At 69.2% G+C, this 24,507-nt stretch carries 26 protein-coding genes; 17 read left to right on the top strand and 9 right to left on the bottom strand.

The genetic code is table 11. The features are described from left to right. Positions 1–352: 352 nt before the first annotated feature. Positions 353–1,246, top strand: coding sequence for a helix-turn-helix transcriptional regulator (locus tag CRM89_RS24475; protein WP_098086419.1), 894 nt, complete (start codon positions 353–355; stop codon positions 1,244–1,246). Then, entirely contained in the window at positions 1,243–1,449 is a 207-nt protein-coding gene (locus tag CRM89_RS24470; RefSeq protein ID WP_098086418.1) for a DUF397 domain-containing protein, read from the top strand. Before CRM89_RS24475 ends, CRM89_RS24470 begins: the two co-directional genes overlap by 4 nt. Before the next feature lie 305 nt (positions 1,450–1,754). Here the strand turns inward: CRM89_RS24470 and CRM89_RS24465 are convergent, their stop codons facing one another. After that, complete coding sequence (locus CRM89_RS24465) at positions 1,755–2,420, bottom strand: HAD family hydrolase (RefSeq protein ID WP_305778355.1); 666 nt, start codon at positions 2,418–2,420, stop codon at positions 1,755–1,757. A 196-nt stretch (positions 2,421–2,616) separates the two neighbouring features. On the opposite strand from CRM89_RS24465, the gene CRM89_RS24460 reads away from it, so the two are divergent. After that, positions 2,617–2,832 (top strand): hypothetical protein, encoded by a 216-nt coding sequence (locus CRM89_RS24460; protein WP_098086416.1) that lies wholly within the window; start codon positions 2,617–2,619, stop codon positions 2,830–2,832. A gap of 220 nt (positions 2,833–3,052) precedes the next feature. Here the strand turns inward: CRM89_RS24460 and CRM89_RS24455 are convergent, their stop codons facing one another. The 4 genes from CRM89_RS24455 to CRM89_RS24440 form a co-directional block, all read right to left on the bottom strand. Continuing rightward, positions 3,053–4,207, bottom strand: a complete 1,155-nt coding sequence (locus CRM89_RS24455; RefSeq protein WP_086838542.1) for an acetyl-CoA C-acetyltransferase — start codon at positions 4,205–4,207, stop codon at positions 3,053–3,055. Between the two features lie 61 nt (positions 4,208–4,268). Continuing rightward, the gene (locus CRM89_RS24450) at positions 4,269–4,892 is read right to left on the bottom strand and encodes a TetR/AcrR family transcriptional regulator (RefSeq protein WP_170916178.1); all 624 of its coding nucleotides are present in this window, start codon (positions 4,890–4,892) and stop codon (positions 4,269–4,271) included. A 45-nt stretch (positions 4,893–4,937) separates the two neighbouring features. Further along, a complete protein-coding gene (locus CRM89_RS24445) occupies positions 4,938–5,735 on the bottom strand; it encodes an SDR family oxidoreductase (RefSeq protein ID WP_060593697.1) in 798 nt (265 codons plus the stop codon). Beyond that, positions 5,732–6,922 carry an acyl-CoA dehydrogenase family protein gene (locus CRM89_RS24440; protein ID WP_011207013.1) on the bottom strand — a complete coding sequence of 397 codons (1,191 nt, stop codon included), beginning with the start codon at positions 6,920–6,922 and terminating at the stop codon, positions 5,732–5,734. The genes CRM89_RS24445 and CRM89_RS24440 overlap by 4 nt, the downstream gene beginning before the upstream one ends. A gap of 90 nt (positions 6,923–7,012) precedes the next feature. Here CRM89_RS24440 and CRM89_RS24435 point away from each other — a divergent pair, with 90 nt between their 5' ends. The 7 genes from CRM89_RS24435 (at position 7,013) to CRM89_RS24405 (ending at position 14,591) form a co-directional block, all read left to right on the top strand. Further along, the gene (locus CRM89_RS24435; protein ID WP_305778354.1) at positions 7,013–8,569 is read left to right on the top strand and encodes a FadD3 family acyl-CoA ligase; all 1,557 of its coding nucleotides are present in this window, start codon (positions 7,013–7,015) and stop codon (positions 8,567–8,569) included. After that, positions 8,569–9,459 carry an enoyl-CoA hydratase gene (locus CRM89_RS24430; protein ID WP_098086414.1) on the top strand — a complete coding sequence of 297 codons (891 nt, stop codon included), beginning with the start codon at positions 8,569–8,571 and terminating at the stop codon, positions 9,457–9,459. Before CRM89_RS24435 ends, CRM89_RS24430 begins: the two co-directional genes overlap by 1 nt. Further along, a complete protein-coding gene (locus CRM89_RS24425) occupies positions 9,459–10,601 on the top strand; it encodes an acyl-CoA dehydrogenase family protein (protein ID WP_011207010.1) in 1,143 nt (380 codons plus the stop codon). Before CRM89_RS24430 ends, CRM89_RS24425 begins: the two co-directional genes overlap by 1 nt. Continuing rightward, the gene (locus CRM89_RS24420) at positions 10,598–11,626 is read left to right on the top strand and encodes an acyl-CoA dehydrogenase family protein (RefSeq protein WP_098086413.1); all 1,029 of its coding nucleotides are present in this window, start codon (positions 10,598–10,600) and stop codon (positions 11,624–11,626) included. Before CRM89_RS24425 ends, CRM89_RS24420 begins: the two co-directional genes overlap by 4 nt. A 73-nt stretch (positions 11,627–11,699) precedes the next feature. Continuing rightward, complete coding sequence (locus CRM89_RS24415; RefSeq protein ID WP_098086412.1) at positions 11,700–12,755, top strand: acyl-CoA dehydrogenase family protein; 1,056 nt, start codon at positions 11,700–11,702, stop codon at positions 12,753–12,755. Positions 12,756–12,891: 136 nt separating this feature from the next. After that, the gene (locus CRM89_RS24410; protein ID WP_041560605.1) at positions 12,892–13,353 is read left to right on the top strand and encodes a MarR family winged helix-turn-helix transcriptional regulator; all 462 of its coding nucleotides are present in this window, start codon (positions 12,892–12,894) and stop codon (positions 13,351–13,353) included. Then, on the top strand, positions 13,350–14,591 hold the full coding sequence (locus tag CRM89_RS24405) for an MFS transporter (RefSeq protein WP_060593702.1): 1,242 nt from the start codon (positions 13,350–13,352) through the stop codon (positions 14,589–14,591). Before CRM89_RS24410 ends, CRM89_RS24405 begins: the two co-directional genes overlap by 4 nt. Positions 14,592–14,650: 59 nt before the next feature. On the opposite strand, the gene CRM89_RS24400 is transcribed toward CRM89_RS24405, so the two are convergent. After that, positions 14,651–14,983: a hypothetical protein gene (locus tag CRM89_RS24400; RefSeq protein ID WP_011207005.1), complete on the bottom strand. Its 333-nt coding sequence runs from the start codon at positions 14,981–14,983 to the stop codon at positions 14,651–14,653. Then, entirely contained in the window at positions 14,983–16,200 is a 1,218-nt protein-coding gene (locus CRM89_RS24395; RefSeq protein ID WP_011207004.1) for a Rieske 2Fe-2S domain-containing protein, read from the bottom strand. Before CRM89_RS24395 ends, CRM89_RS24400 begins: the two co-directional genes overlap by 1 nt. Positions 16,201–16,399: 199 nt before the next feature. Here CRM89_RS24395 and hsaA point away from each other — a divergent pair, with 199 nt between their 5' ends. The 7 genes from hsaA to CRM89_RS24360 all read left to right on the top strand — a co-directional run bounded on the left by hsaA (position 16,400) and on the right by CRM89_RS24360 (position 22,307). After that, positions 16,400–17,563, top strand: a complete 1,164-nt coding sequence (hsaA, locus tag CRM89_RS24390; protein ID WP_060593704.1) for a 3-hydroxy-9,10-secoandrosta-1,3,5(10)-triene-9,17-dione monooxygenase oxygenase subunit — start codon at positions 16,400–16,402, stop codon at positions 17,561–17,563. Next, on the top strand, positions 17,563–18,444 hold the full coding sequence (gene hsaD / locus CRM89_RS24385) for a 4,5:9,10-diseco-3-hydroxy-5,9,17-trioxoandrosta-1(10),2-diene-4-oate hydrolase (RefSeq protein ID WP_011207002.1): 882 nt from the start codon (positions 17,563–17,565) through the stop codon (positions 18,442–18,444). The genes hsaA and hsaD overlap by 1 nt, the downstream gene beginning before the upstream one ends. 2 nt (positions 18,445–18,446) lie before the next feature. Next, positions 18,447–19,355, top strand: coding sequence for an iron-dependent extradiol dioxygenase HsaC (gene hsaC, locus CRM89_RS24380; protein WP_011207001.1), 909 nt, complete (start codon positions 18,447–18,449; stop codon positions 19,353–19,355). 46 nt (positions 19,356–19,401) lie between these two features. After that, positions 19,402–19,989 carry a 3-hydroxy-9,10-secoandrosta-1,3,5(10)-triene-9,17-dione monooxygenase reductase subunit gene (gene hsaB, locus CRM89_RS24375; RefSeq protein WP_011207000.1) on the top strand — a complete coding sequence of 196 codons (588 nt, stop codon included), beginning with the start codon at positions 19,402–19,404 and terminating at the stop codon, positions 19,987–19,989. Positions 19,990–20,062: 73 nt separating this feature from the next. Further along, positions 20,063–20,719, top strand: a complete 657-nt coding sequence (locus CRM89_RS24370) for an SRPBCC family protein (RefSeq protein ID WP_098086411.1) — start codon at positions 20,063–20,065, stop codon at positions 20,717–20,719. Beyond that, positions 20,719–21,105, top strand: a complete 387-nt coding sequence (locus CRM89_RS24365; protein ID WP_098086410.1) for a helix-turn-helix transcriptional regulator — start codon at positions 20,719–20,721, stop codon at positions 21,103–21,105. Before CRM89_RS24370 ends, CRM89_RS24365 begins: the two co-directional genes overlap by 1 nt. A 65-nt stretch (positions 21,106–21,170) precedes the next feature. Beyond that, on the top strand, positions 21,171–22,307 hold the full coding sequence (locus tag CRM89_RS24360; protein WP_098087111.1) for a Fic family protein: 1,137 nt from the start codon (positions 21,171–21,173) through the stop codon (positions 22,305–22,307). 240 nt (positions 22,308–22,547) lie between these two features. On the opposite strand, the gene dmpG is transcribed toward CRM89_RS24360, so the two are convergent. Both dmpG and CRM89_RS24350 read right to left on the bottom strand, forming a co-directional pair. After that, positions 22,548–23,585, bottom strand: a complete 1,038-nt coding sequence (gene dmpG, locus CRM89_RS24355) for a 4-hydroxy-2-oxovalerate aldolase (RefSeq protein ID WP_011206996.1) — start codon at positions 23,583–23,585, stop codon at positions 22,548–22,550. A gap of 13 nt (positions 23,586–23,598) precedes the next feature. After that, positions 23,599–24,507, bottom strand: a complete 909-nt coding sequence (locus CRM89_RS24350) for an acetaldehyde dehydrogenase (acetylating) (protein WP_011206995.1) — start codon at positions 24,505–24,507, stop codon at positions 23,599–23,601.

Genomic DNA, 24,507 nt, shown 5'->3' with positions numbered 1-24,507 from the left:
ATGGAAGCAGTCGCGCAGATTTTCGTGACGCGGCAAGGAACGGCACGAGCACGCCGAGGGCCGCCAGCGGCAGAACCGCCAGGAGCAGACACAATTCGTACACAGGCATCTCAGATCCTCTGGACACAAGGGTGTTGGATTTGCCGCGATATCGCCGAGCCCCGGTTTCCCCCACCGCCGAAGCCCCTCAAGTACACACTGAATCAACCTAGAATTGGTGCCTCGCAAGCCAATTCGCACGAAACTCGTTGGTCGTCCATCGTGGGGCGGTGCACGAAGGACCGGTCCACGAAGGCACGGTCCACCACGCACCGGTGCGTGGTGGACCTACCCTGGTAGGGAGGCACGGAGGATGACAGGTTCGACACTTCCCAGGCGAGCGCTCGGCCGAAGGCTGCGCGAGCTCAGAGAGCGAGCGAACAAGAGCCAGCTCGCCGCGGGCACGCGCATCGAGGTGTCCAAGCAGACGATCGGCCGCGTGGAGGTGGGAAGGCCCGCACGGATCAGCACCGCGCAGTACCGGGAACTGCTCGACCTCTACGGGGCGAGCGAGGCCGAGCGAGAGGAAGTGCTCGAGTTGCACAGGGAGGTGCGGGCGATCAACGACAGCGTTTCGACGCAGGGGTGGTGGCGCGCGTACTCCGATGTGGTCAATCCGCATTTCGATCACTACATGAGCCTCGAGCAGGCGAGCGATCGCCTGACCACCTTCCAGCTGACCCTGTTGCCCGGCCTCGTCCAGACGAGCAGCTACCGGCGATGGACCGACACCACCATCGATCCGGCGATTTCTGCAGTGGACATCGAGCGGCGGCTGGAACTGCACGCGCGGCGGCAACGTCGGCTGACCGATTCACCCAGCTTCCGGGTGAACGTCCTGCTTTCCGAGGCGGCCCTTCGCCATCAGGTCGGAGGCGTCGATGTGATGGTGCAGCAGTTGCACCACCTCATCGAGATCAGCCGCTTGTCCAATGTCTGTGTGCGAGTCATCCCCTTCACGGCGGGGTCGCACCCGGGCCTGATCACCCAGAGCTTTGTCCTCATGCAGTTTCCCCCGCTGTCGGCGCGCGCGGAGTCGGAACCACCTGTCGTGTACGTGGAGGGCTACACCGGCGCACTGTTCCTCGAAGAGGATGCGATGGTCGAGCGCCACCGCGCAGCTGCGGAGAGCATCCAGCGAGTAGCGCTGGACGAAGAGAGCACCAGGGAACTGGTGGGACAGATCGCGAAGGAGTACACAGCGTGAGCACAGACCTATCGGGCGCACACTGGTTCAAGAGCACGTTCAGCCAGGGCGGCGGCGAGTGCGTGGAGATCGCCCACCTGGACAACGGTGGGGTCGGTGTGCGCGACTCCAAGAATCCGAGTGGGCCCGTGCTGACCTTCACCCCGGCGGAATGGGATGCCTTCCTCGCCGGCGTGCGGGACGGCCAGTTCGATCGGCCCTGAGTACCGGAGCGTCGTCCGACAAAGGGGGCCTGCCTCGCTTCGACGTCCGAGGCGAGGCCGTGTCACCGCCCTGCTCGATCAATTATTCGAATCGTTCGTCGCCGCGCTGCCGCGTCGATCGCGCCAGCGCCTACTCCCTGGCTGGCGAGCCGGAAGAAGGCGCCGATCACTCGGTAGGACGTAACCTGCCTGGCGGCCAGGGGCAATCACCGTGGCATCGAACGGGCGCGGGAATCAACGTGCCCTCCACGCCCCAGGCAATGAGTTCCGGGTGCGTGTGAGCAATGTCCACGGTTCTTGCGGAATCAGTGGGCGTGGAGCACGTCGGCCTCGGCGGCAACAAGGGCGGGGAGTTCGGTCAGGAAGTCGATGCGGAAGTCGGCCAGTTCGGCCACCGAAGGCGAGTCCCGGTGGATCCACCCCCATGGACCGCGCTGGATGAACGCCGTCCGCATCCCCACCGCCTTGGCCGGGGCGATGTCGTTGTCGAGACGATCACCGACATACAAGATGACGTCGGCCGGCCTGTCCGCCTCCTCGATGATTCGATGGAAGAACGCGGTGTCGGGCTTGCTCACACCCCACTCCTCGGATGTCGCGATGAAGTCACAGGGCAGATCGAGTCCACGGAGCAGCTCACCGGCGCGCGCCGTCTGGTTACCGACTACGCCCACCCAAATTCCCGCTGCCCCGAGTTCGGCCAGGGCGGGACGCACGTCGGCATACAGGTCGTCCTCACCGAACCATTCGGGCTGACCTGCGGCGGCGCGAGCCTCCCGTTCGGCGGTGAGGTCGAAGCCGGGGCGAAACACCTGGAAGGTCTCGCGGTAGTCCAGCCCCCGAGCGATGGTCGCGCCGAGTACGGCGACGAAGGTGTGCCGGGGAACTCCGAGCCAGTCGGCCCAGGAGCCATATTCGCGGGTCTCATCCACCAGGGTCTCGCCGACATCGAACACGACCGCCTCGATCACCACGTGGCTCCCCCTGCGATCTACACACTGGACCCGCTTCAGTGCGCGGGATCGGCCAAAGTGTAATCACCGCGCCACGGGCGTTGACGTCGTAGGCGCAGGCGCGCAGCTCGAGACCGTTTTCCAGCCGCGGAGAGCTGGGGCTGTGCGACGATAGGCCTCTGGTCGACCACACCGTGCAGCGAGGGGGCGGGTCATGGAGCGTGCGACGGTCTACCGCTGGAACATCCGCAACGGCACCGGCGTGCTGACGCGGACGGACGGCTCGCTCGCGTGGTTCCACTTGTCGACGGTGGATAAGGGGGACGTTTTCACGCTCAGTGAAGGCGATCCGGTCGATGCCGAAATCGAGAATGTTCCTCAGGGGGGGTACGAATGTCGAGCGGTATCCGTGCGGAGGCACGTCAAGTAGCAGTTGGAGCGTCAGCGCTTTTATGTTGCGCAGCAACGATTCTGACGGGTGCGCCGCCCGCCGGCATAGGAATAGCTTTGGTCCCCTGGATGAAAGTGATAAATGTCCCCCGCCGAGGACAGCGGCGAATAACGAATGACACTGACGCGAGGCCGATCGGACCGACATCACCAACTTCGGGTGCGGGACCCGGCGACTGCGAGCCCCGCACCGTCCGAGATCAGCGATCCAGGCGCTCGATGATGGTCGCATTCGCCGTGCCGCCGCCCTCGCAGATGGTGAGCAGCCCGTAACGCCCGTTGCGGCGCTCGAGCTCGTTGAGCAGGGTGGCGAACAGCTTCGCGCCGGTCGCGCCGAGCGGGTGGCCCAAAGCGATCGCCCCGCCGTTGACGTTGACCTTCTCCGGATCCGCCCCGGTCTCCTTGATCCACGCCAGCACCACCGGCGCGAACGCCTCGTTGATCTCCACCACGTCGATGTCGTCGATGCTCAGTCCGGTCTTCTCCAGCGCCCACTTGGTCGCCGGGATCGGCGCGGTGAGCATGAAGATCGGGTCCGCACCACGCGCGCTGACGTGGTGGATGCGGGCGCGGGGCTTCAGCCCGTACTCCTGCACCGCCCATTCCGAGGCGAGCAGGGTTGCGCTGGCACCGTCGGAGATCTGGCTGGCCACCGCCGCGGTGAGCGGGCTGCCCTCGGCGAGCGGGGGCAGGGAGGCCATCTTCTCCAGGCTGGTCTCGCGCGGGCCCTGGTCGATCCAGAAGTCGCCGACGGGGACGATCTCGTTGTCGAAGCGGCCGTTCTTGATGGCGTCGCGGGCGCGTTCGTGGCTGCGCAGCGCCCATTCCTCCATGTCGCGGCGGCTGATGTTCCACTTCTCGGCGATCAGCTGGGCGCCGCGGAACTGCGAGACCTCTTCGGTGCCGTAGCGGTGGTCCCAGCCCTGGGCGCCGACGAACGGGGAGTCGAAGCCGTATTCCTTGCCCGCGAGCATGGCCGCCGAGATCGGGATGGCGCTCATGTTCTGCACGCCGCCCGCGACGATCACTTCGGCGGTGCCGCTCATGATGGCTTGCGCGCCGAAGTTGATGGCCTGCTGGCTGGAGCCGCACTGGCGGTCGACGGTGACGCCGGGCACCTCCTCCGGGTAGCCCGCGGCCAGCCACATGGTGCGGCCGATGTTGCCGGCCTGCGGGCCGACGTTGTCGACGCAGCCGACGATCACGTCGTCGACGTTGATCGGGTCGATGGAGTTGCGATCGAACAGGCCGCGCAGCGCGGCCGCGCCGAGGTCGGCCGGGTGCACGCCGGCCAGGGCACCGCCGCGCTTGCCGACGGGGGTGCGCACCGCGTCGACGACGTAGGCGTCACGCAACGGGGCGTAGGGGCGGCGGGCCGAAGGTGCAGACATCAGAACTCCTAGTGGTGCGCAGGCGCTACGCCTGGTCGGTGCGCTCGGGCACGGTGAGCCCGTCGAGCACGATGGTGAGGTACTGCTTGGCGAGGTTCTCCACGGTGATCGGGCCGCCGGGCCGGTACCAGCGCACCGCCACCCACACGGTGTCGCGCAGGAAGCGGTAGGCCAGCTCGACGTCCAGCTCCGGGCGGAAGCTGCCGTCGGCGACGCCGTTGGTGAGCACCCGATGCCACAGCGCGCGGAACTCGCGGTTGTATTCGTCGATGTAGGCGAACCGCTCCGCATCGCGCAGCCGCTTGGCCTCGGCCTGGTAGATGGCCACGGCCGCGTGGCTGCGGTCGAAGGACTCGTAGGAGGCGAGCACGAGGGCTTCCAAGGTGTCGCGCGAGCTCAGGCCCGCCGCCACGATCTCGCGGTAGCGGCCGAACAGATCGTCGAGGAAGCCGCGCAGGATCTCGTCCACCATCGACTCCTTGGAATCGAAATGGTGGTAGAGACTGCCGGACAGGATGCCCGCGGCGTCGGCGATGTCGCGCACCGTCGTCGCCCGCAACCCCCGCTCGGCGAACAGCTCGGCGGCCAGCCCCAGCAGCTCGGTGCGCCGGGTCGATTTCGAGGCGTCAGGTGCGGTCACGCGAGCCATGATACAACCAAGCATTTGCTTGGTGCCAGCCCAAGCTGTCGCATCTCAGGCTCGCTGGCTGCTGATGGAGACTACTTCGCCGGTGAGGTAGGTGGTGTAGTCGCTGGCGAGCATGGCGATGGTGGCGGCCACTTCCCACGGTTCGGCGGCGCGGCCGAAGGCTTCTCGTTCGGAGAGGCGATCGAGGAGTTCGGACGAGCTCACCTTGTCCAGGAAGGCGTGCCGGGCGATGCTCGGCGCGACCGCGTTGATCCGCACGCCGAGTTCGGCGGCCTCGATGGCGCTGCACCGGGTCAGGGCCATGACGCCGGCCTTGGCGGCGGCGTAGTGAGCCTGGCCGTACTGGGCGCGCCAGCCGAGGACGCTGGCGTTGTTGACGATCACGCCGCCGTGGCCGGCCGCGCGGAAGTAGTTCAGCGCGGCGCGGGTGCAGCGGAAGGTGCCGTTGAGGGTGATGTCGAGGACGCGGTCCCACTGCTCGTCGGTCATGTCCACGACCGGGGTCTCACCGCCGAGACCGGCGTTGTTGACCATGATGTCGATGCGGCCCAGGGCGGCGGCCGCGCCCCGCACCAGCTCGTCGACCTGGGTTGTGCTCTGCACGTCGCAGGCGATGGCGGCCACCCGGCGCTCGGGGAACTCGCCCTTCAGCTCGACCTCGGTCTCGCCGAGCCTGCGCTCGTGCCAATCGGAGATCACCACGTCGGCGCCCTCGGCGAGCAGCCTGCGGGCGGTGGCCGAGCCGATGCCGGTGCCCGCGGCGGCGGTGACGACGGCGACGCGACCGGTCAGCAGGCCGTGACCGGGAATCGGCTGCGGGGCGACAGACAAGGGTCCGCTCACGGCCGAGCCTCCCGCGGGAGGCCGAGCACTCGCTCGGCGATGATGTTGCGCTGCACTTCGTTCGAACCTCCGTAGATCGTGTCGGCGCGGGTGAACAGATACAGCCGCTGCCATTCGTCGAGATCGCCCTCGCCCGCCACCAGGCCCTCGGCGCCGCGCACCGCCATCGCCAGCTCGCCGAGCCCGCGATGCCAGTTGGCCCACAGCAGCTTCGCCACCGAGGCCTGCCCGGATTCGTCGATGCCGCCGCCCTCCATGGTGCGCAGCGCGTGGGCGCGCAACACCCGCAGGCCGACCCAGGCGCGGTCGATGCGGTCGGCGATCAGCGGGTCGTCGGCGGCGCCGGTGCGCCGCGCCAGCGCCTCGATGTCGGCCAGCTCGCGGGCGAAGCGGATCTGCTGACCCAGGGTGGAGATGCCGCGTTCGACGGCCAAGGTGCCCATCGCCACCTTCCAGCCGTCGCCGGGTTCGCCGACGACGAGGTCGGCGTCGGTGCGGGCATCGTCGAAGAACACCTCGTTGAACTCCGAGGTGCCGGTGAGCTGGATGATCGGGCGCACCTCGACACCGGGCTGTTTCATCGGCACGAGCAGGTAGGACAGGCCCTTGTGCCGGCTCGACCCCTTCTCGGTGCGGGCGACGACGAAGCACCAGTCGGCCACGTGCGCCAGCGAGGTCCAGATCTTCTGCCCGTTGATCGACCACTGGTCGCCGTCGAGGTGGGCGGCGGTGGTGATGGCGGCCAGGTCCGAGCCGGCGCCGGGTTCGGAATAGCCCTGGCACCACAGCTCGGAGACCGTGCGGATGCCGGGCAGGAAGCGCTGCTTCTGCGCCTCGGTGCCGAAGGCGAGCAGGGTCGGGCCGAGCAGCTCCTCCCCCACGTGCGAGACGCGCGCGGGCGCGTTGGCTCTGGCGTATTCCTCGTGGAAGATCACCTGCTGGCGCACGCTCGCTTCGCGGCCGCCGTATTCCTTCGGCCAGCCCAGGCAGGTCCAGCCCGCGGCGGCCAGGTGCCGGTCCCAGGCCAGCCGTTCGTCGAATGCCTCGTGTTCGCGGCCTGGACCGCCGAGTCCGCGCAGCTCGCGGAATTCTCCGTCGAGATTCTCCGCCAACCACTCCCGCACTTCGGCGCAAAACGCCGCGTCCTGCGCGGCGGTGCCGGATTCTGAGGTCTGGATCGCAACCACGTCGGTAGGATAACCTACCAAGCACTTGCTTTGTAGAGCGCCGGCCCAAGTCCCCGGATCCGGCTCGCGCACCGACGGTGAGGAAACTCCGTGACTCCCCCTGCTCAGACGACACCGATGGCACTGCACGACGCCGCGCGCACCCACGGCGCGGCGCCCGCGCTGGCCGACGGCGAGGTCCGGCTCGACTGGACCCAGCTGCTGGCCGAGGTCCAGCGCACGGCGCGCGCGCTGATCGCGCGGGGCGTGCGCCGCGGCGACCGGGTCGCCATCTGGTCGCCGAACACCTATCACTGGGTGGTCGCCGCCTTGGCCGCGCATTACGCGGGCGCCGCGCTGGTGCCGTTGAACACCCGGTACGTCGCCGACGAGGCCGCCGACGTGCTCGGCCGGGTGCGCCCGGCGGCACTGTTCGTCGCAGGCACCTTCCTCGGCCGCGACCGTCTCACCGAACTCCGCGCCGCCGCACCGGAACTGGCCATCGAAACCGTGGTGGTGATCCCGGTCGAGCCGGACACCTCGGTACCCACCGACGCGCGCACCCTCAACTGGCCGGATCTCGACGCCGCCGCCGAGACGGTCACGCCGGCCGAGGCCGAACAGCGGGCGCGCGAGGTCGACCCCGAGGACCTGTCCGACATCCTGTTCACCTCCGGCACCACCGGCCGCAGCAAGGGCACCCTGGTGGCCCACCGCCAGGCCATGTCGGTGGTGCGGGCGTGGGCCGAACGGGCGACGCTGCGGGCCGACGACCGGTACCTGGTGGTCAACCCGTTCTTCCACAACTTCGGCTACAAGGCGGGCTTCCTGGCGTGCATGGTCACCGGGGCGACCATCGTCCCGCAGGTCACCTTCGACGTGCCGCGCACGATGCAGCTGATCGGCTCGGAGCGGATCACCGTGCTGCCCGGCCCGCCCACCATCTACCAGACCATCCTGGACTTCCCCGGCCGCGAGTCCTACGACCTGAGTTCGCTGCGGGTCGCCGTCACCGGCGCGGCCACGGTGCCGGTGGTGCTCATCGAGCGGATGCGCTCGGAGTTGGCCTTCGACGTGGTGCTCACCGCCTACGGGCTGTCCGAGTCGGCGGGCTTCGGCACCATGTGCAGCCCCGACGACGACGCGGTCACCGTCGCCAACACCTGCGGCAGGCCGATCGCGGACTTCGAACTGAAGCTGAGCGAGGCGGGCGAGGTGCTGCTGCGCGGACCGAACGTGATGCTCGGCTACCTCGACGATCCGGAGGCCACCGCCGAGACCATCGACGCCGAGGGCTGGTTGCACACCGGCGACATCGGCACCGTCGACGAGCGCGGCTACCTCAAGATCACCGACCGGCTCAAGGACATGTACATCAGCGGCGGTTTCAACGTCTATCCGGCCGAGGTCGAACAGGCGCTGGCCCGGCTCGACGGGGTGGCCGAGTCGGCGGTGATCGGGGTGCCCGACGAGCGGATGGGCGAGGTCGGCAAGGCGTACGTGGTGCGCAAGCCCGGTGCCGAGCTCACCGAGGAGCAGGTGATCGCGCACGCCAAGACCGTGCTCGCCAATTTCAAGGTGCCGCGCTTCGTCGAATTCCGCGACCAGCTGCCCTACAGCGCCGCCGGGAAAGTGCTCAAGCGTCAATTACGTGAGGAGAAGCAGTGATGTCAGACCAACCCGCCGGGGTGCCCGACGAAGGCGAGGTCGTCACCTACGAACGGCGCGGCCGGGTCGCGATCGTCACCATGAACCGGCCCGACTACCGCAACGCGCAGAACTCGGTGATGACCTACGCCCTCGACGCCGCCTTCGAGCGCGCCGTCGAGGACGACGAGGTCGGGGTGATCGTGCTGGCGGGCAACGGCAAGCACTTCAGCGCGGGCCACGACATCGGCACACCGGGCCGCGACCACCACGTGCGCTACCAGAACAAGGCCACGCTGTGGTGGGACCACGTCCACAAGGCGGGCGGCGATCAGCGTTTCGCCCGCGAGTCCGAGGTCTACCTGGGCATGTGCCGGCGCTGGCGGGAGATCCCGAAGCCGACCATCGCGATGGTGCAGGGCGCCTGCATCGCGGGCGGGCTGATGCTGGCCTGGGTGTGCGACCTGATCGTCGCCTCCGACGACGCGTTCTTCTCCGATCCGGTGGTGCGCATGGGCATTCCGGGCGTGGAGTACTTCGCCCATCCGTGGGTGCTCGGGCCGCGCGCGGCCAAGGAATTCCTCTTCACCGGTGACCGGTTCGGGGCCGCGCAGGCCAAGGAGTGGGGCATGGTGAACCGGGTGGTGCCGCGCGCCGAGCTGGAGGCCGAGACGATGGCGCTGGCCGAGAAGATCGCGGCCATGCCGCGCTTCGGGCTCGCGCTGACCAAGAAGGCGGTCAACCAGGCCGAGGACCTGATGGGCATGCGCACCGGCATGGACTCGGTGTTCGGCCTGCACCATTTCGCGCACGCGCACAACGCCGAGGTCGGCGCCGACTCGCTGGGCGGCATGAACGCCCGTTCCATGCGGGACTCGGCGCGCACGGCAGAGCAGAACGGGACGGCGTAGTGGATCTGGAACTGGATCAGGCGGCGCAGGACTTCCAGCGGGAAGTCCGGGAATTCCTCGCCGCGAACAAGCCCGCGCAGCCGCTGCCCTCGATGGACACCAAGGCCGGGTTCGAGGCGCACCGCGACTGGGAGCGCACCCTGGCCGAGGCCCGGTTCTCGGTGGTGTCCTGGCCGCGCGAATACGGCGGGCGCGATGCCTCGCTGCTGGAATGGGTGCTGTTCGAGCAGGAGTACTACGCCGCGCAGGCGCCGGGCCGGGTCAGCCAGAACGGCATCTTCCTGCTCGCGCCCACGCTGTTCGAGCACGGCACCCCCGAGCAGCTCGACCGGATCATGCCGCGGATGGCACGCGGCGACGACATCTGGGCGCAGGCCTGGTCGGAGCCGGAGGCGGGCAGCGACCTGGCGGGCATCCGCTCGACGGCGCGGCGCACCGAGGGCGGTTGGCTGCTGAGCGGCCAGAAGACGTGGAGTTCGCGGGCGTCGTTCGCGGACTGGGCGTTCGGGCTGTTCCGCAGCGACCCCGAGGCCGAGCGGCACAAGGGCCTCACCTACGTGATGTTCCCGCTCACCGCCGAGGGCGTGTCGGTGCGGCCGATCCCCCAGCTCGACGGTGAGCCGGGATTCGCGGAGATCTTCCTCGACGACGTGTTCGTGCCCGATCAGGACGTCATCGGCGCACCCGGCGAGGGCTGGCGGGTGGCGATGAGCACCTCCAGCAACGAGCGCGGCCTGTCGCTGCGCAGCCCGGGCCGGTTCACCGCCACCGCAAGCAGGCTGATCGACCTGTGGCTCGAGCGCGGCGAGCGCACCGACACCGCTCAGCGCGACGCCGTGGTGGACGCCTGGATCCGCAGCGAGGCCTACCGCCTGCACACCTTCGGCACCGTCACCCGGTTGAACGAGGGCGGCAAGCTGGGCGCGGAATCCTCCATCACCAAGGTCTTCTGGTCCGAGCTGGACATCGCCATGCACGAGACCGCGCTCGACGTGCTCGGCGCCGACGCCGAACTGGCCGGGCGCTGGACCGACGGCTACCTGTTCGCGCTGTCGGGCCCGATCTACGCGGGCACCAACGAGATCCAGCGCAACATCATCGCCGAGCGGCTGCTCGGTCTACCGAGAGGAAGCAGCCGATGAGATTCGCGCTCAGTCCCGAGCAGGCCGATTTCGCCGCCAGCGTGCGCAAACTTCTCGACGCGGGCCGCACGCCCGCCGCGGTGCGGGCCTGGGCGGCGGGCGACCGTGAACCCGGCCGGGCGCTGCTCGGACAGCTGGCCGAGCAGGGCGTGCTCGGTCTGGCCATCGACGAGGACAACGGCGGCATGGGCGCCGAACCGATCGACCTGGTGGTGGCGTTCGTCGAACTCGGCCGCGCCGCCGCCCCCGGCCCCCTGGTGGAGAGCGCCGCCGCGATTCCGGCCCTGCTGCAAGCGCTGCCGGACGCCGACGCCGCGCAACGCTGGCTGCCCGGCATCGCCGAGGGGTCGGCGCTGGCCACCATCGCCTTCGAATCCGCCGGTACGACGGTGGCATTGGACGCCGAGGCCGCCGACGTGGTGTTCGTGGTCTCCGGCGACCGGGTCACCGTGGGCCGGGCGACGGGCGAGGTCCGTTCGGTGGATCCGGCCCGGCGGTTGAGCACGGTCGCGCCGGGTGAGACGGTGGCCGAGGGCGAGCGGGCGCGCGCCGCGGTGGCCCGCGCGTTCGACGCGGGTGTGCTCGCCTGCGCCGCCCAGCAGTTGGGGGCGGGCCGCGCGCTGCTGCACGCCGCGACCGAATACGCCAAGCAGCGCAAGCAGTTCGGCAGGCCGATCGGCGAGTTCCAGGCCGTCAAGCAGAAGCTGGCCGACGTGCTGATCGCGCTCGACCTGGCCGAGCCGCTGCTGTATCGCGCGGCGCTGACCTTCGACGAGCCGAGCCGGGAGCGCGATGTGTCCGCGGCCGCGGTGGCCTGCGGGGAGGCCGCGTACACGGCCGCCCGCGCGGCCCTGCAGGTGCACGGTGCGATCGGCTACACCGCCGAGTACGACCTGTCGTTGTGGTTGACCAAGGTCACCGCACTGCGATCGGCGTGGGGCACCGCCGACGTGCACCGCGGGCGCATCGCCCGCGCGCTCCGCGAGGAGGCGCTGCGCGAACGAGCACTGCGGGGCACAGCGTGAGCGGGTCAGCGCCCGAAGGCGGCAGCGCAGCATCACCACGCAGGGCGCCCCGATCACGCAAGAGAGGTACAGCATGAGCGAGAGCGAATTGAAGGAGTTCGCCAACTCGGTGCGGGCACTGCTGGGCAAGCACGCCCAGCCCGCGGCCGTGCGGGCGGCGATGGACACCGACCTCGGCTACGACCCGGCGTTGTGGCGGCTGCTGTGCGAGCAGATCGGCGTCGCCGCGCTGGCGATTCCCGAGGAGTACGGCGGCATCGGGGCGAGCCTGGTCGAATCCCTGCTGGTGGTGGGCGAACTGGGCCGCACGCTGGCCGGTGTGCCGATGCTCGGCTCGGCGGTGCTCGGCGCGCAGGCGCTGCTGCTGTCCGGCGATGACGAGGCGTGCGCCCGGCTGCTGCCCGAGGTGGCCGAGGGCGGCCGCACCTTGGCGGTGTGCTGGGCGGGCCCGCGCGGCTGGGACGAGCCCGGCGTGCGCGCCCGGGGTGAGAGCCTGTCCGGCACAGCGCATTACGTGCTCGACGCGGCCGGAGCCGGCACGCTGATCGTGGTGACGGCGGAGGGCTTGTTCGAGGTCGCGGCCGATGCCGAGGGCGTCGCCCGGCGGGTGGTGCCCACCCTCGATCCCACCCGCAAGCTCGCCGAGGTCACCTTCACCGAGGTGCCCGCCCGGCGCCTCGGCACGGGCGATCCCGCCCCGGTGATGGCCCGGCTGCGCGAGGTCGCGTGGGCCGCCGTGGCCGCCGAGCAGGTCGGCGCGGCGCAGCGGTGCCTGGAGATGACCGTCGAGTACACCAAGTCGCGGGTGCAGTTCGGCAGGCCGATCGGCAGCTTCCAGGCGCTCAAGCACCGGATGGCCGACATGTACGTGCTGGTGGAGTCGGCGAAGTCCGCCTCCCGGCTGGCGACGGAGTCGGTGGCCACCGGTGCGGAATCGGCGGCCGAGGACGTGTGGGTGGCGCGTGCACAGTGCTCGCGGGCCTTCACCGACGTGGTCGCCGAGACCGTGCAGATGCACGGCGGCATCGCGATCACCTGGGAGCACGACGCGCACCTGTTCTTCAAACGCGCCCACGGCGACGCGCAGCTGTTCGGCCCGGCCCGGCGGCCCCTGCCGCTGACCGCCTGACCCCGGTACGGCCCCGACCTGCACCGACGAGACCCCGGCGAGCCCGCTCGCCGGGGTCTTCGGCGTCTGGAGTGGGATATTTCACGAGAAATATATAGTTAGCTTAGGTAATAATGTTCTGGTGCGGCATGCTGCGGTGACCAGAACGGACGACACGGTCGTCGATCTCGTCGTCGCCGCGAGCAGGCTCACCCGGCTGGCCGGGGCGATCGCCGACGACGATCTGCCCAGGGCGACAGCCCGGGCCCTGGCGGTCCTGGACGAGCACGACGCGGTGCGCGTCAGCGAATTCGCCCGCAACTACGGGTCGTCCCAACCGGCGGCAACGGCGCTGCTCGGCCGACTCGTCGACGCGGGCTATGCGAGCAGAAGCAAGGACCCCGCCGATTCCCGGGCCGTCGTCGTCGCCCTCACCCCGGCCGGACGCGAACGGCTCGCCCGGGTGCGCGCGGCCTACGGCACGGCGATGACCGCCCGGCTCGCCGACGGCATCGACCCCGAACGCCTGCGCTCCGCACACGACGTCATGACCGAACTGCTGGCGGCGCTGTCCACGCCCGCGCCCCGGCCCGACCCGTCGAGGACTCCCCACCCATGAGCACCGCGACCCACGCGCGCCCGAGCGCGCCGGAATCGACCAGGCAACCCAAGGCAGTCTGGGCGGTGGCATTCGCCAGCGTCATCGCCTTCATGGGCATCGGCCTGGTCGACCCGATCCTCAAGCCGATCGGCGAACAGCTGCACGCCTCCCCCTCGCAGGTGTCGCTGCTGTTCACCAGCTACATGGCCGTCACCGGCATCGCGATGCTGGTCACCGGTGTGGTGTCCAGCCGGTTCGGCGCGAAGAAGACACTGCTGGCAGGTCTCGCCATCATCGTGGTGTTCTCCGCGCTGGCGGGCATGTCCGACTCGATCGGGCAGATCGTCGGTTTCCGCGCGGGCTGGGGCCTGGGCAACGCCCTGTTCATCGCCACCGCGCTGGCCACCATCGTCGGCGCGGCAAGCGGCGGGGTCGCCAAGGCGATCATCCTGTACGAGGCGGCGCTTGGCATCGGTATCGCGGCCGGCCCGCTGCTGGGCGGTGTGCTCGGCGACATCAGCTGGCGCGGGCCGTTCTTCGGCGTCGCGGCGCTGATGGCGATCGCCTTCGTCGCGATCGTGGCGCTGCTGCCGGAACTGCCCAAGCCCGCGCAGCCCACCTCGCTCGCGGCCCCGTTCCGGGCGCTGCGCCACCGCGGACTGCTGATCGTCAGCATCACCGCGCTGCTCTACAACTTCGGCTTCTTCACCCTGCTCGCCTACACCCCGTTCCCGCTGGACATGGGCAGCTACGCGATCGGCTTCATCTTCTTCGGCTGGGGTGTGCTGCTGGCGATCACCTCGGTGTTCGCGGCCCCGCGCCTGCAGCGCCGCTTCGGCACGCTGCCGATGATCGCCACCGTGCTCGGCCTGTTCGCCCTCGACCTGGCGGTGATGGCGATGTTCGCCGAGCACAAGCCGGTGCTGATCGTCGGCGTGGTGCTCGCGGGCGCCTTCCTGGGCGTGAACAACACCCTGATCACCGAGGCCGTGATGATCTCCGCGCCGGTCGAGCGTTCCACCGCCTCGGCCGCCTACAGCTTCGTCCGCTTCGCCGGTGGCGCGGTGGCCCCGTGGCTGGCGGGCAAGCTCGGCGAGCACATGGTGGCGCTGCCGTTCTGGGTGGGCGCCGCCTGCACCGCCGCCGCCGTCGCCGTGCTGCTCCTCGGCCGCAACGCCCTGGCCCACATCGACGACCACGACCCGGCCCCGCACTCGATCACCGAAGCCCAGGCCATCACCCTCGGCGACGACTGACCCGTCACTCCCCGTGACGGAACCGGCAGGCGATGTACAGAACGGTCGCCGGCCGAGACTCACTCCGGGATCGGGAGGACGCCCTCGTCGACCGCCCACTTGATGGTCTTCTCCAGGCTCGGGCAGGTATCGGGGCGGCCGGGGGCGGCACCGGATTCGGCGAGCCGGGCGAAGACCGGGCAGCGGGTAGCGGGCGGCTCGGTCCACTCCACCGAGGTCTGGTGCGCGCTGTACTTGCGCACCAGCACACGGCTGTGACACCCCTGGCAGTGCAGGGGTGTCATGCCGTCCTCGAGGTAGCGCTGCTTGTCGAGCGCGGTCTGGGCCTGCACCGCCGCCCGCCGCGCGGGCTGATCGGCGAAGTCCGGCGCCTTGGCCCAGCTCGCGCCCATCAGACCCCGGCCTCGGCTTCCTTCTTGGCCTGCTCGGCCTCTTCGGCCTCGCGCTTGCGGCGCAGGTTCTCCGCCACCTCGGCCTCCCATGCCTCGTTCGCCTTGGTGGTGTCCACCTCGAACTCGAAGCGCTGGGTCATCTTCTCGGTCACGTCGGCCACGTCCACGTAGAACTGCTCGTACCAGCGACGCAGCTGGTAGACCGGGCCGTCCTCCTCGCACAGCAGCGGGTTCTCGACCTTGGACTTGTGCTTCCAGATCTCGACGTCCTGCAGGAAGCCGGTGCCGAAGAACTCGGTCATGCTCTTGGCGAGCTTCTCGGCGGTCGCGTCGTCGATCCCGGTCGGCTTCTCCACCGTCAAGCCCCATTGCAGGACGAAGGAGTCCTGGGTGACCGGGTAGTGGCAGTTGATCAGCACGACCTTGATCTCGTACCCGCCGTAGATGTTGGTCAGCGGGTTGATCATGTACGACGGGCCGAAGTACGACGCCTCCGACTTCAGCAGCGTCTCACCGCCGTACTTGGCCGCCATCCCGACGTCCGGGCGCCCCTTGGTCTCCAGGAACTGGGTGGCGACATGCCCTTCGAAGACGTTCTTGAAGTACGTCGGGAAGGCGAAGTGGATGTAGAAGAAGTGCGCCATGTCGACCACGTTGTCGATGATCTCGCGGCAGTTGGCGCCCTCGATCAGCAGCGAGTTCCAGGTCCACTCGGTCCAGCCGCTGTCGTGGCCGTCCTTGGGGTTGCCCTCGGCGTCGGCGTAGGGCCCCTCGATGTAGGGGATGGTGACCTCCGGGGGCGGCGGATTGCCCTCGTGGTCGTGCCAGACGAACAGCTGACCGTTGCGCTCGAGCGTCGTCCACTTGCGGGTGCGGGCCAGCGGCGGCACGCGCCGCGCGTACGGGATCGCGGTGCACTTGCCGTTGACGCCGGACCAGCGCCAGTCGTGGAACGGGCAGGCGATGTCGTCACCCTTGACCTCGCCCATGCTCAGGTCGCCACCCATGTGCCTGCAGTAGGCATCGAGCACCCGCAGTTCGCCCGCGCTGTCGGCCCAGACGACCAGCTTCGTGCCGAAGACTTCGACCGCGTGCGGCTTGCCGTCCCGGAACGTCTTGGCCAGGCCGAGGCAGTGCCAGCCGCGCGCATATCGCGTGGGCGTGGTACCCACATCGAGCTCCCTGACCTTCGCACCGCCCTTGGGCGTATCTGCCATCGCGATTCCTCCTCCTTCTGTACTAGAACACGTTACAAAAATGTCGCGTTCCATGCCAGCGATTCGGCCCACTTCCTGCATGGGCGCGTCCGAGTACCTGCGATGAACCGCACTTCTCGACATAAATAAGAACGTGTTCTAGTCTCAGAGACAAATGAGTACCGGTTACCAATCCGACCAGGCAGGAGCAGGTCCCGAGATGACGCAAGAAGTGACCGAGCGGGTCGAAGCGCTGTTGCCGACGCTGCGCGAACGCGCGCAAGAGGCCGAGGACCTGCGGCGCATCCCCGACGAGACGATGAAGTCGCTACAGGAAACCGGCTTCTTCCGACTGCTGCAGCCCAAGCAGTGGGGCGGCTACGCCGCCGATCCGGTCGTCTTCTACGACACCGTCCGCCGGATCGCGGCCGCGTGCGGTTCCACCGGCTGGGTGGCCGGCATCATCGGCGTGCACAACTGGCATCTGGCGCTGTTCGACCAGCAGGCCCAGGAAGACGTGTGGGGTGAGGACACCGAGGTCCGCATCTCCTCCTCCTACGCCCCGATGGGCGCGGGCACCGCGGTCGAGGACGGCTACCGGGTCTCCGGGTCGTGGGCCTGGTCCTCGGGCTCGGACCACGCGACCTGGGTCGTGGTCGGCGGCCCGGTGATCAAGGACGGCAAGCCGGTCGATTTCGGCAGTTTCCTCATCCCCCGCTCGGACTACCGCATCGATGACGTGTGGAACGTCGTCGGCCTGCGCGGCACCGGCTCCAACACCGTGGTCGTGGAGGACGTGTTCGTGCCGCGGCACCGCTTCCTGAGCTTCCGCGCCATGAACGAGATGAAGTCGCCCGGCCTGGAGCGCAACACCGACCCGGTCTACAAGATGCCGTGGGGCACCATCCACCCCACCACCATCTCCGCCCCGATCGTCGGCATGGCCTACGGCGCCTACGCCGCGCACGTCGAACACCAGGGCAAGCGCATCCGTGCCGCCTACGCCGGGGAGAAGGCCAAGGACGATCCCTTCACCAAGGTGCGGGTGGCGGAGGCCTCCAGCGACATCGACGCCGCCTGGCGCCAGCTCTCCGGCAACGTGGCCGAGGAGTACGCGCTGCTGAAGGAGGGCAAGGAAGTGCCCTTCGACCTGCGCGTGCGGGCCCGCCGCGACCAGGTGCGCGCCACCGGCCGCGCGATCGCCTCCATCGACAAGCTCTTCGAGGCCTCCGGCGCCACCGCGCTCGCCAACGGCACACCGCTGCAGCGCTTCTGGCGCGACGCGCACGCCGGCCGGGTCCACGCCGCCAACGACCCCGAGCGCGCCTACGTCATGTACGGCACGCACGAGTTCGGGCTGCCGGTCACCGACGGGATGGTGTGATGACCTCGACCGCCGAACTGACCTACGAGTCGACCTCCCGCTACGCCCAGGTCCGCCCGGATCTGAAACTGCACTACCACGAGGCCGGTGTGGGCAACGGCCCGACGATCGTGCTGCTGCACGGCGGCGGCCCCGGCGCCTCCTCCTGGTCGAATTTCGCCCGCAACATCCCGGTGCTGGCGCAGAATTTCCATGTGCTCGCGGTGGACCAGCCGGGATTCGGGCGGTCGGACAAGCCGGTCGACCATCCGCAGTACTTCTCGCACTCGGCCGCGGCGCTGAAGGATCTGCTGGACACCCTCGGCGTCACCGAACGGGTGCACCTGCTGGGCAATTCGCTCGGCGGCGGCGCGGCCGTGCGGTTCGCCCTGGACTACCCCGACCGCGCGGGCAAGCTGGTGCTGATGGGCCCCGGCGGGCTGAGCATGAACGCCTACGCGCCCGACCCCACCGAGGGTGTGAAGCTGCTCTCCCGCTTCAACTTCGAGCCCACCAGGCAGAACCTGGAGGCGTTCCTGCGCATCATGGTGTTCGACCAGAAGCTGATCACCGACGAGCTGATCGACGAGCGCTTCGCCTCGGCCGCCACACCCGAGGCGCTGGCCGCCACCCGGGCGATGGGCAAGTCCTTCGCCGGCCCGGATTTCGAGCTCGGCATGCTCTGGCGCGACGCGTACAAGCTGCGCCAGCCGGTGCTGCTGATCTGGGGTCGCGAGGACCGGGTGAACCCGCTCGACGGCGCGATCGTCGCCACCAAGATGATCCCGCGCGTGCAGCTGCACGTGTTCGGCGGCTGCGGGCACTGGGCGCAACTGGAGAAGTTCGACGAATTCAACCGGCTGGCAACGGACTTCCTGTCCGGGCCCGGCAAGGAGAGTTAGACATGGGCATCCGATCGCTCGGCTACCTGCGCATCCAGGCCACCGATATGGCGGCCTGGCGCGAGTACGGCCTCAAGGTGCTCGGCATGGTGGAGGGCAAGGGCGGCGATCCGAACTCGCTCTACCTGCGCATGGACGAGTTCCCCGCCCGCCTGGTGATCGTGCCGGGCGAGGCGGACCGCCTGCTGGTCTCCGGCTGGGAGACCGCCAACGCCGAGGAGCTGCAGGACATCCGCGACCGGCTCGACCGCGCGGGCGTGCCCTACAAGGAGGGCACCGAGGCGGAGAAGGCCGACCGCCGCGTCTACGAGCTGATCAGCTTCGAAGACCCCTCCGGCAATGTGCTCGAGGCGTTCCACGGCGTGGCGCTCGAGCACCGGCGGGTGGTGAGCCCGTACGGGCACCGCTTCGTCACCGAGGAACAGGGCCTCGGGCACGTGGTGCTCAGCACCAAGGACGACAAGGCCGCGCTCGAGTTCTACCGTGACGTGCTCGGCTTCCGGCTGCGCGACTCCATGCGGATGCCGCCGCAGATGGTCGGCCGGCCCGCCGACGGCGAACCGGCCTGGCTGCGCTTCTTCGGCTGCAACCCGCGCCACCACTCGCTGGCCTTCCTGCCCATGCCCACCCCCAGCGGCATCGTGCACCTGATGATCGAGGTGGAGAACGCCGACGACGTCGGCCTGTGCCTGGACCGCGCGCTGCGGCGCAAGGTCAAGATGTCGGCCACCCTGGGCAGGCACGTCAACGACAAGATGCTCTCGTTCTACATGAAGACCCCGGGCGGCTTCGACGTCGAATTCGGCTGCGAGGGGCTGGAAGTCGACGACAGCGACTGGATCGCCCGGGAGTCCACCGCCGTGAGCCTGTGGGGTCACGACTTCTCGGTGGGCATGCGCGAGCAGCAGTGATTCGAGCGGCCCCGGCGGATTCCGGGGACGGGACAGGGCAGCAACGATGGAGACGAATGTGACCGCCGACGCCAATCCGGTGATCGATCCCCGGCAGTTCCGCACTGTGCTCGGGCAGTTCTGCACCGGCATCACCGTCATCACCACCTTCGGTGCGGACGCGGCGCCGGTGGGCTTCGCCTGCCAGTCGTTCGCCGCCCTGTCCCTGGATCCGCCGCTGGTGCTGTTCTGCCCCACCAAGGGGTCGCGCTCGTGGGCGGCGATCGAGCGGTCCGGCCGCTTCTGCGTGAACATCCTGGCCGAGGCGCAGCAACCGGTGTGTGCCCGGTTCGGGTCCCGCGAGGAGGACAAGTTCGCAGGCACCTCCTGGCACACCTCGGAACTGGACCTGCCCGTGCTCGACGACGCGCTGGCGACCGTCGAGTGCCGGGTCGACAGCGTCATCGACGGCGGTGACCACTACATCGTCATCGGCCGGGTGCTCGCCCTGTCGGAATCCACCGACTCCGGCCGCCCGCTGCTGTTCTACCGCGGCCAGTACACCGCCATCGAGCCGGAGAAGACCACCCCCGCCCCCTGGCGCGCCGATCTGGACCACTTCCTCACCACCACCACGCTGGACACCTGGCTGTAGCTGTCCACCGGGGCCCGGCCGGTGGCCGCGACCTCCTGCTAATATAAGTTCAAACTTATCAAAGGAGGTCGTCATGGCATTGTTGACGGATCCGGTCGCCACGGCCGGGCTGGTGACGCGCGAGGTCAGGACCGGGAGCCGGGCGGGAGTGCCGACCCGGATCGCGGTGGCGCGGCGCAGCTACCCCACCGAGCAGGCGGACCTGTGGGACGCGCTCACCAACGCCGAGCGGCTGCCGCGCTGGTTCCTGCCGATCACCGGGGAACTCGGCGTCGGCGGTCGCTATCAGCTCGAGGGAAACGCGGGCGGGATCGTCGAGGAATGCGACGAGCCGCGGCAGTTCGCCGTCACCTGGGAGATGGGACCGCAGGTGTCGTGGCTGCGGGTGACGCTCACCCCCGGCGACGGCGGGACCGTGCTGGAGCTGGTGCACGAGGCGCCGGTCGATCCGCAGATGTGGGAACAGTTCGGGCCGGGCGCGGTCGGTGTCGGCTGGGATCTGGCGCTGATGGGGCTCGACGAGCATGTGCGCACCGGCGAACCGGTGGACACCGATGCCGCGCTGACCCTGCACACCACGCCCGACGGGATCACATTCATCCGCACCGCCGCCGAATCGTGGGCCGATGCCGCCATCGCCGACGGCGACGACCCCACCACCGCGCACACCGCCGCCGAACAAACCATCGTCTTCTACACCACCGAACCCGAGGAGGGCGCCGAGTCCTGATGGCGGCATCCCCGGCGAAGATCTTCGAGGCACTCGGCGACCCGATCCGCCGCCACCTGCTCGAGCTGCTCGCGGCGGGTGAACAACCCGCGGGCGCCCTCGTCGCGGCGGTGCAGCAACACGCCGCCATCTCCCAGCCCGGCGTCTCCCAGCACCTGAAAACGCTGCGCGCCGCCGGGTTGGTCACCGTGCGCGCCGAGGGCACCCGCCGCCTCTACGCCCTCGACCCCACCGGCCTGGACACCGCCCGCACCTGGCTCACCACCCTGCTCGACCCCCTGCACCCGTTCACCCAACCCCTCGACGCCCTCGCCACCGAAGTGGCCCGCGGCAAACGCACCCGCCGCACCAGCCCCGACTCCGAGACGACCGCCCGAGGCGCCTGAAGCCGCCCGTCCGAGCGTCCTGACATCAGATTGATTGAATCATTACGTCATCTAGAATGCGGGTCATGCTGTTTCCGACGCCGCCCTTGAGTCCCCGCGACGAGAAGGTGCTGGCCGACGTCGACCGGATTCGGCACGACCTCCAGCACCAGCTTCGCGGGACTCCAGCACCGTGGACAGGAGGATTGCGCAAGTTCCTCACCGCCGACGCCGTAGCCGCGTCGAACTCGATCGAGGGCTTCAAGGTCTCGACCGTCGACGTGGAAGACCTCATGGCGGGCGAACGAGATGTCGAGGTCTCGGAGGAGAATCGCGCCGAGACGCTCGCCTACGAGCGGATGATGACCTACATCCAGACGTTGCACGACGTCCCCGACTTCGCCTACAGCAAGGGACTGCTCAACTCACTGCACTGGATGCTGCAGGGGCACCGCCACAGCACGCGCAAGCCGGCCGGCCAGTGGCGGCGCGGGCCCGTGTATGTCACCGACGCTCGCGACCCGAACATCGCGGCCTATGTCGCCCCCGACGCCGCCGCCGTACCGGCCCTGATGGCAGAGCTGGTCGACTGGCTCGAGGACGACGACGGGACGCACTCGCTGGTACGTGCGGCGATGGCGCACCTGCACCTCGTGTGCATCCATCCCTGGGCCGACGGAAACGGCCGGATGTCTCGGTCGTTGCAGACGCTGCTCATCGCGCGGGAAGGTGTGCTCGCCCCCGAGTTCTCCTCGATCGAAGCGTGGCTCGGTAGACCGGGCAACACGTGGGAGTATTACCAGGTGCTCGCCCGCCGCGGCCCCGAATACCAGCCGGACCAGGACGTATCGGACTGGCTCAGGTTCAATCTCACGGCGTATCACCAGCGGGCGCAGACCGTCCACGCACGATTCGACATCTCCGGCCGGGTGTGGACCGCACTCGCGGAATCAGCCGCGCAGGAGCGCCTCGATCCTCGGACGGTATCGGCCCTGCACGACGTGGCGATGTCGGGTCGCGTGCGACGTTCCCGGTACGAGCGGAGTGAAGGTCTGAACATGCAACAGGCCCAACGCGACCTGCGCGACCTGGTCAAGATGCGCATTCTCGAGCCGGTCGGCCGAACCAGGGCGAGGTACTACGTCGCCGGGCCGCGTTTCCCGGAACGGGCGATGGAACTGGCCCGGACGCCGATCGTCCTGCGGGATCCGTACAGCGAGTAGGCCTACTCCACAAGGCGGACGGTGGCGAAGATCTCGCGGGCCTGGGCGGGGGTCAGTTCGTCGGGGACGCCGCGGTCGGCGGCCAGGGTGCGGACGAGGATGGGGTTGTCGAGGTCGGGCGCCTTCGAGCGGCTGACGTAGCTGACGGTGCGCAGTTCGGCGCCGACGCCAACCGCATGCGACGACCCGGGCCGCCCGCAACGGACGACCCGGGTCGTGGCGCACGGTCGACCTATCCGCTCACACGGTGGCGGTCTGCTGTTCGCGCTGCAATTCCAGTGCGATGTCGATGAGTTGGTCCTCCTGCCCGCCGACGAGCTTGCGCCGGCCGGCGCGCACGAGCATTTCCGCGGCGGAGACCCCGTAGCGTTCGGCCTGGCGTTCGGCGTGCTTGAGGAAGCTCGAGTACACCCCCGCGTAGCCCATCATCAGGGCCTGGCGGTCGAGCAGGCATTCCTGCGGCATGGCCGGGCGCACCACGTCTTCGGCCGCGTCGGCGATGGCGAAGAAATCGATGCCGGTCCTGATGCCGAGTTTGTCGCAGACGCCGACCAGCGCCTCGACCGGGGTGTTGCCCGCACCCGCACCGAAACGCCGTGCGCTGCCGTCGATCTGGGTGGCGCCCGCACGGATGGCGTAGATGGAGTTGGCGACCGCGAGGTCGAGGTTCTCGTGGCCGTGGAAGCCGACCTGGGCGTCGTCGCCGAGTTCGGCGACCACGGCGGCGACCCGGTCGGAGACCTGCTCGAGCACCAGCGCGCCCGCGGAGTCGACGATGTAGACGCACTGGCAGCCCGCGTCGGCCATGATGCGGGCCTGCTTGGCCAGCACCTCCGGCGGCTGGGTGTGCGACATCATCAGGAAGCCGACCGTTTCCAGGCCGAGTTCACGGGCCAGGCCGAAGTGCTGGATGGAGACGTCGGCCTCGGTGCAGTGGGTGGCGATGCGGCAGATGGAGGCGCCGTTGTCCTGGGAGACCTTGATGTCCTCCTTCACCCCGACGCCGGGCAGCATCAGCACCGCGATCTTGGCCTGCTTGGCCGTCTGCGCGGCGATGGTGACCAGTTCCTGCTCCGGGGTCTTGGAGAACCCGTAGTTGAACGAGGAACCGCCGAGCCCGTCGCCGTGGGTGACCTCGATGACGGGCACGCCCGCGCCGTCGAGAGCGGCGACGATGTCGCGCACCTCGGTGGCTGTGAACTGGTGGCGCTTGTGATGCGAGCCGTCACGCAGCGAGGTGTCGGTGACGCGGATGTCGAGTTCTGCGGAATAAGCCATGGTTGATCGCTCCTTACACCCGGGCCGAGGTGATCTGGCCGGCGATGACCTCGCCGACCTTGGTCGCTGCCGCGGTCATGATGTCGAGGTTGCCCGCGTACGGCGGCAGGAAGTCGCCCGCGCCTTCCACCTCGACGAACACCGACACCTTCGCCAAGCCGCCGGACACCACCGAGGGCTCGTCGAACTGCGGCTCGTTGAGCAGCCGGTAGCCGGGCACGTACTGCTGGATGTCGGCGACCATCCGATGGATGGAGTCGGCGATCGCGTCGGTGTCGGCGTCCTCGGGGATCGCGCAGAAGATGGTGTCGCGCATGATCATCGGCGGCTCGGCCGGGTTCAGGATGATGATCGCCTTGCCGCGCTGCGCACCGCCGATGGTCTCCACGCCCCGGCTGGTGGTCTTGGTGAATTCGTCGATGTTGGCACGGGTGCCGGGCCCGGCCGAGACCGACGACACCGAGGCGACGATCTCGGCGTAGGGCACCGGCACGACGCGCGAGACGGCGGCCACGATCGGGATGGTGGCCTGCCCGCCGCAGGTGATCATGTTGACGTTGGGGGCGTCCAGGTTCGCGCCCAGGTTCACCGGCGGCACCACCGCAGGGCCGACGGCGGCCGGGGTCAGGTCGACCGCGCGGATGCCCGCCTCGGCGTAGCGGGGGGCGGCGGCGCGGTGCACGTAGGCCGAGGTGGCCTCGAAGATCATGTCGGGCAGCTCCGACTGCGCCAGCAGCCAGTCCACGCCCTCGTGCGAGGTCTCCAACCCCAGGCCGCGGGCGCGCTTCAAGCCCTCGCTCTCCGGGTCGATGCCGATCATCCAGCGCGGCTCGATGGCCTGCGAACGCAGCAGTTTGTAGAGCAGATCGGTACTGATGTTGCCGGACCCGACGATCGCGGCGGTGACGGTCCCGTTGGACAC

Source organism: Nocardia sp. FDAARGOS_372 (assembly GCF_002554515.1).
In the GTDB taxonomy this organism is placed as follows: Bacteria; Actinomycetota; Actinomycetes; order Mycobacteriales; family Mycobacteriaceae; genus Nocardia; species Nocardia farcinica.
This window is presented reverse-complemented; position numbering and strand designations above follow the sequence as displayed.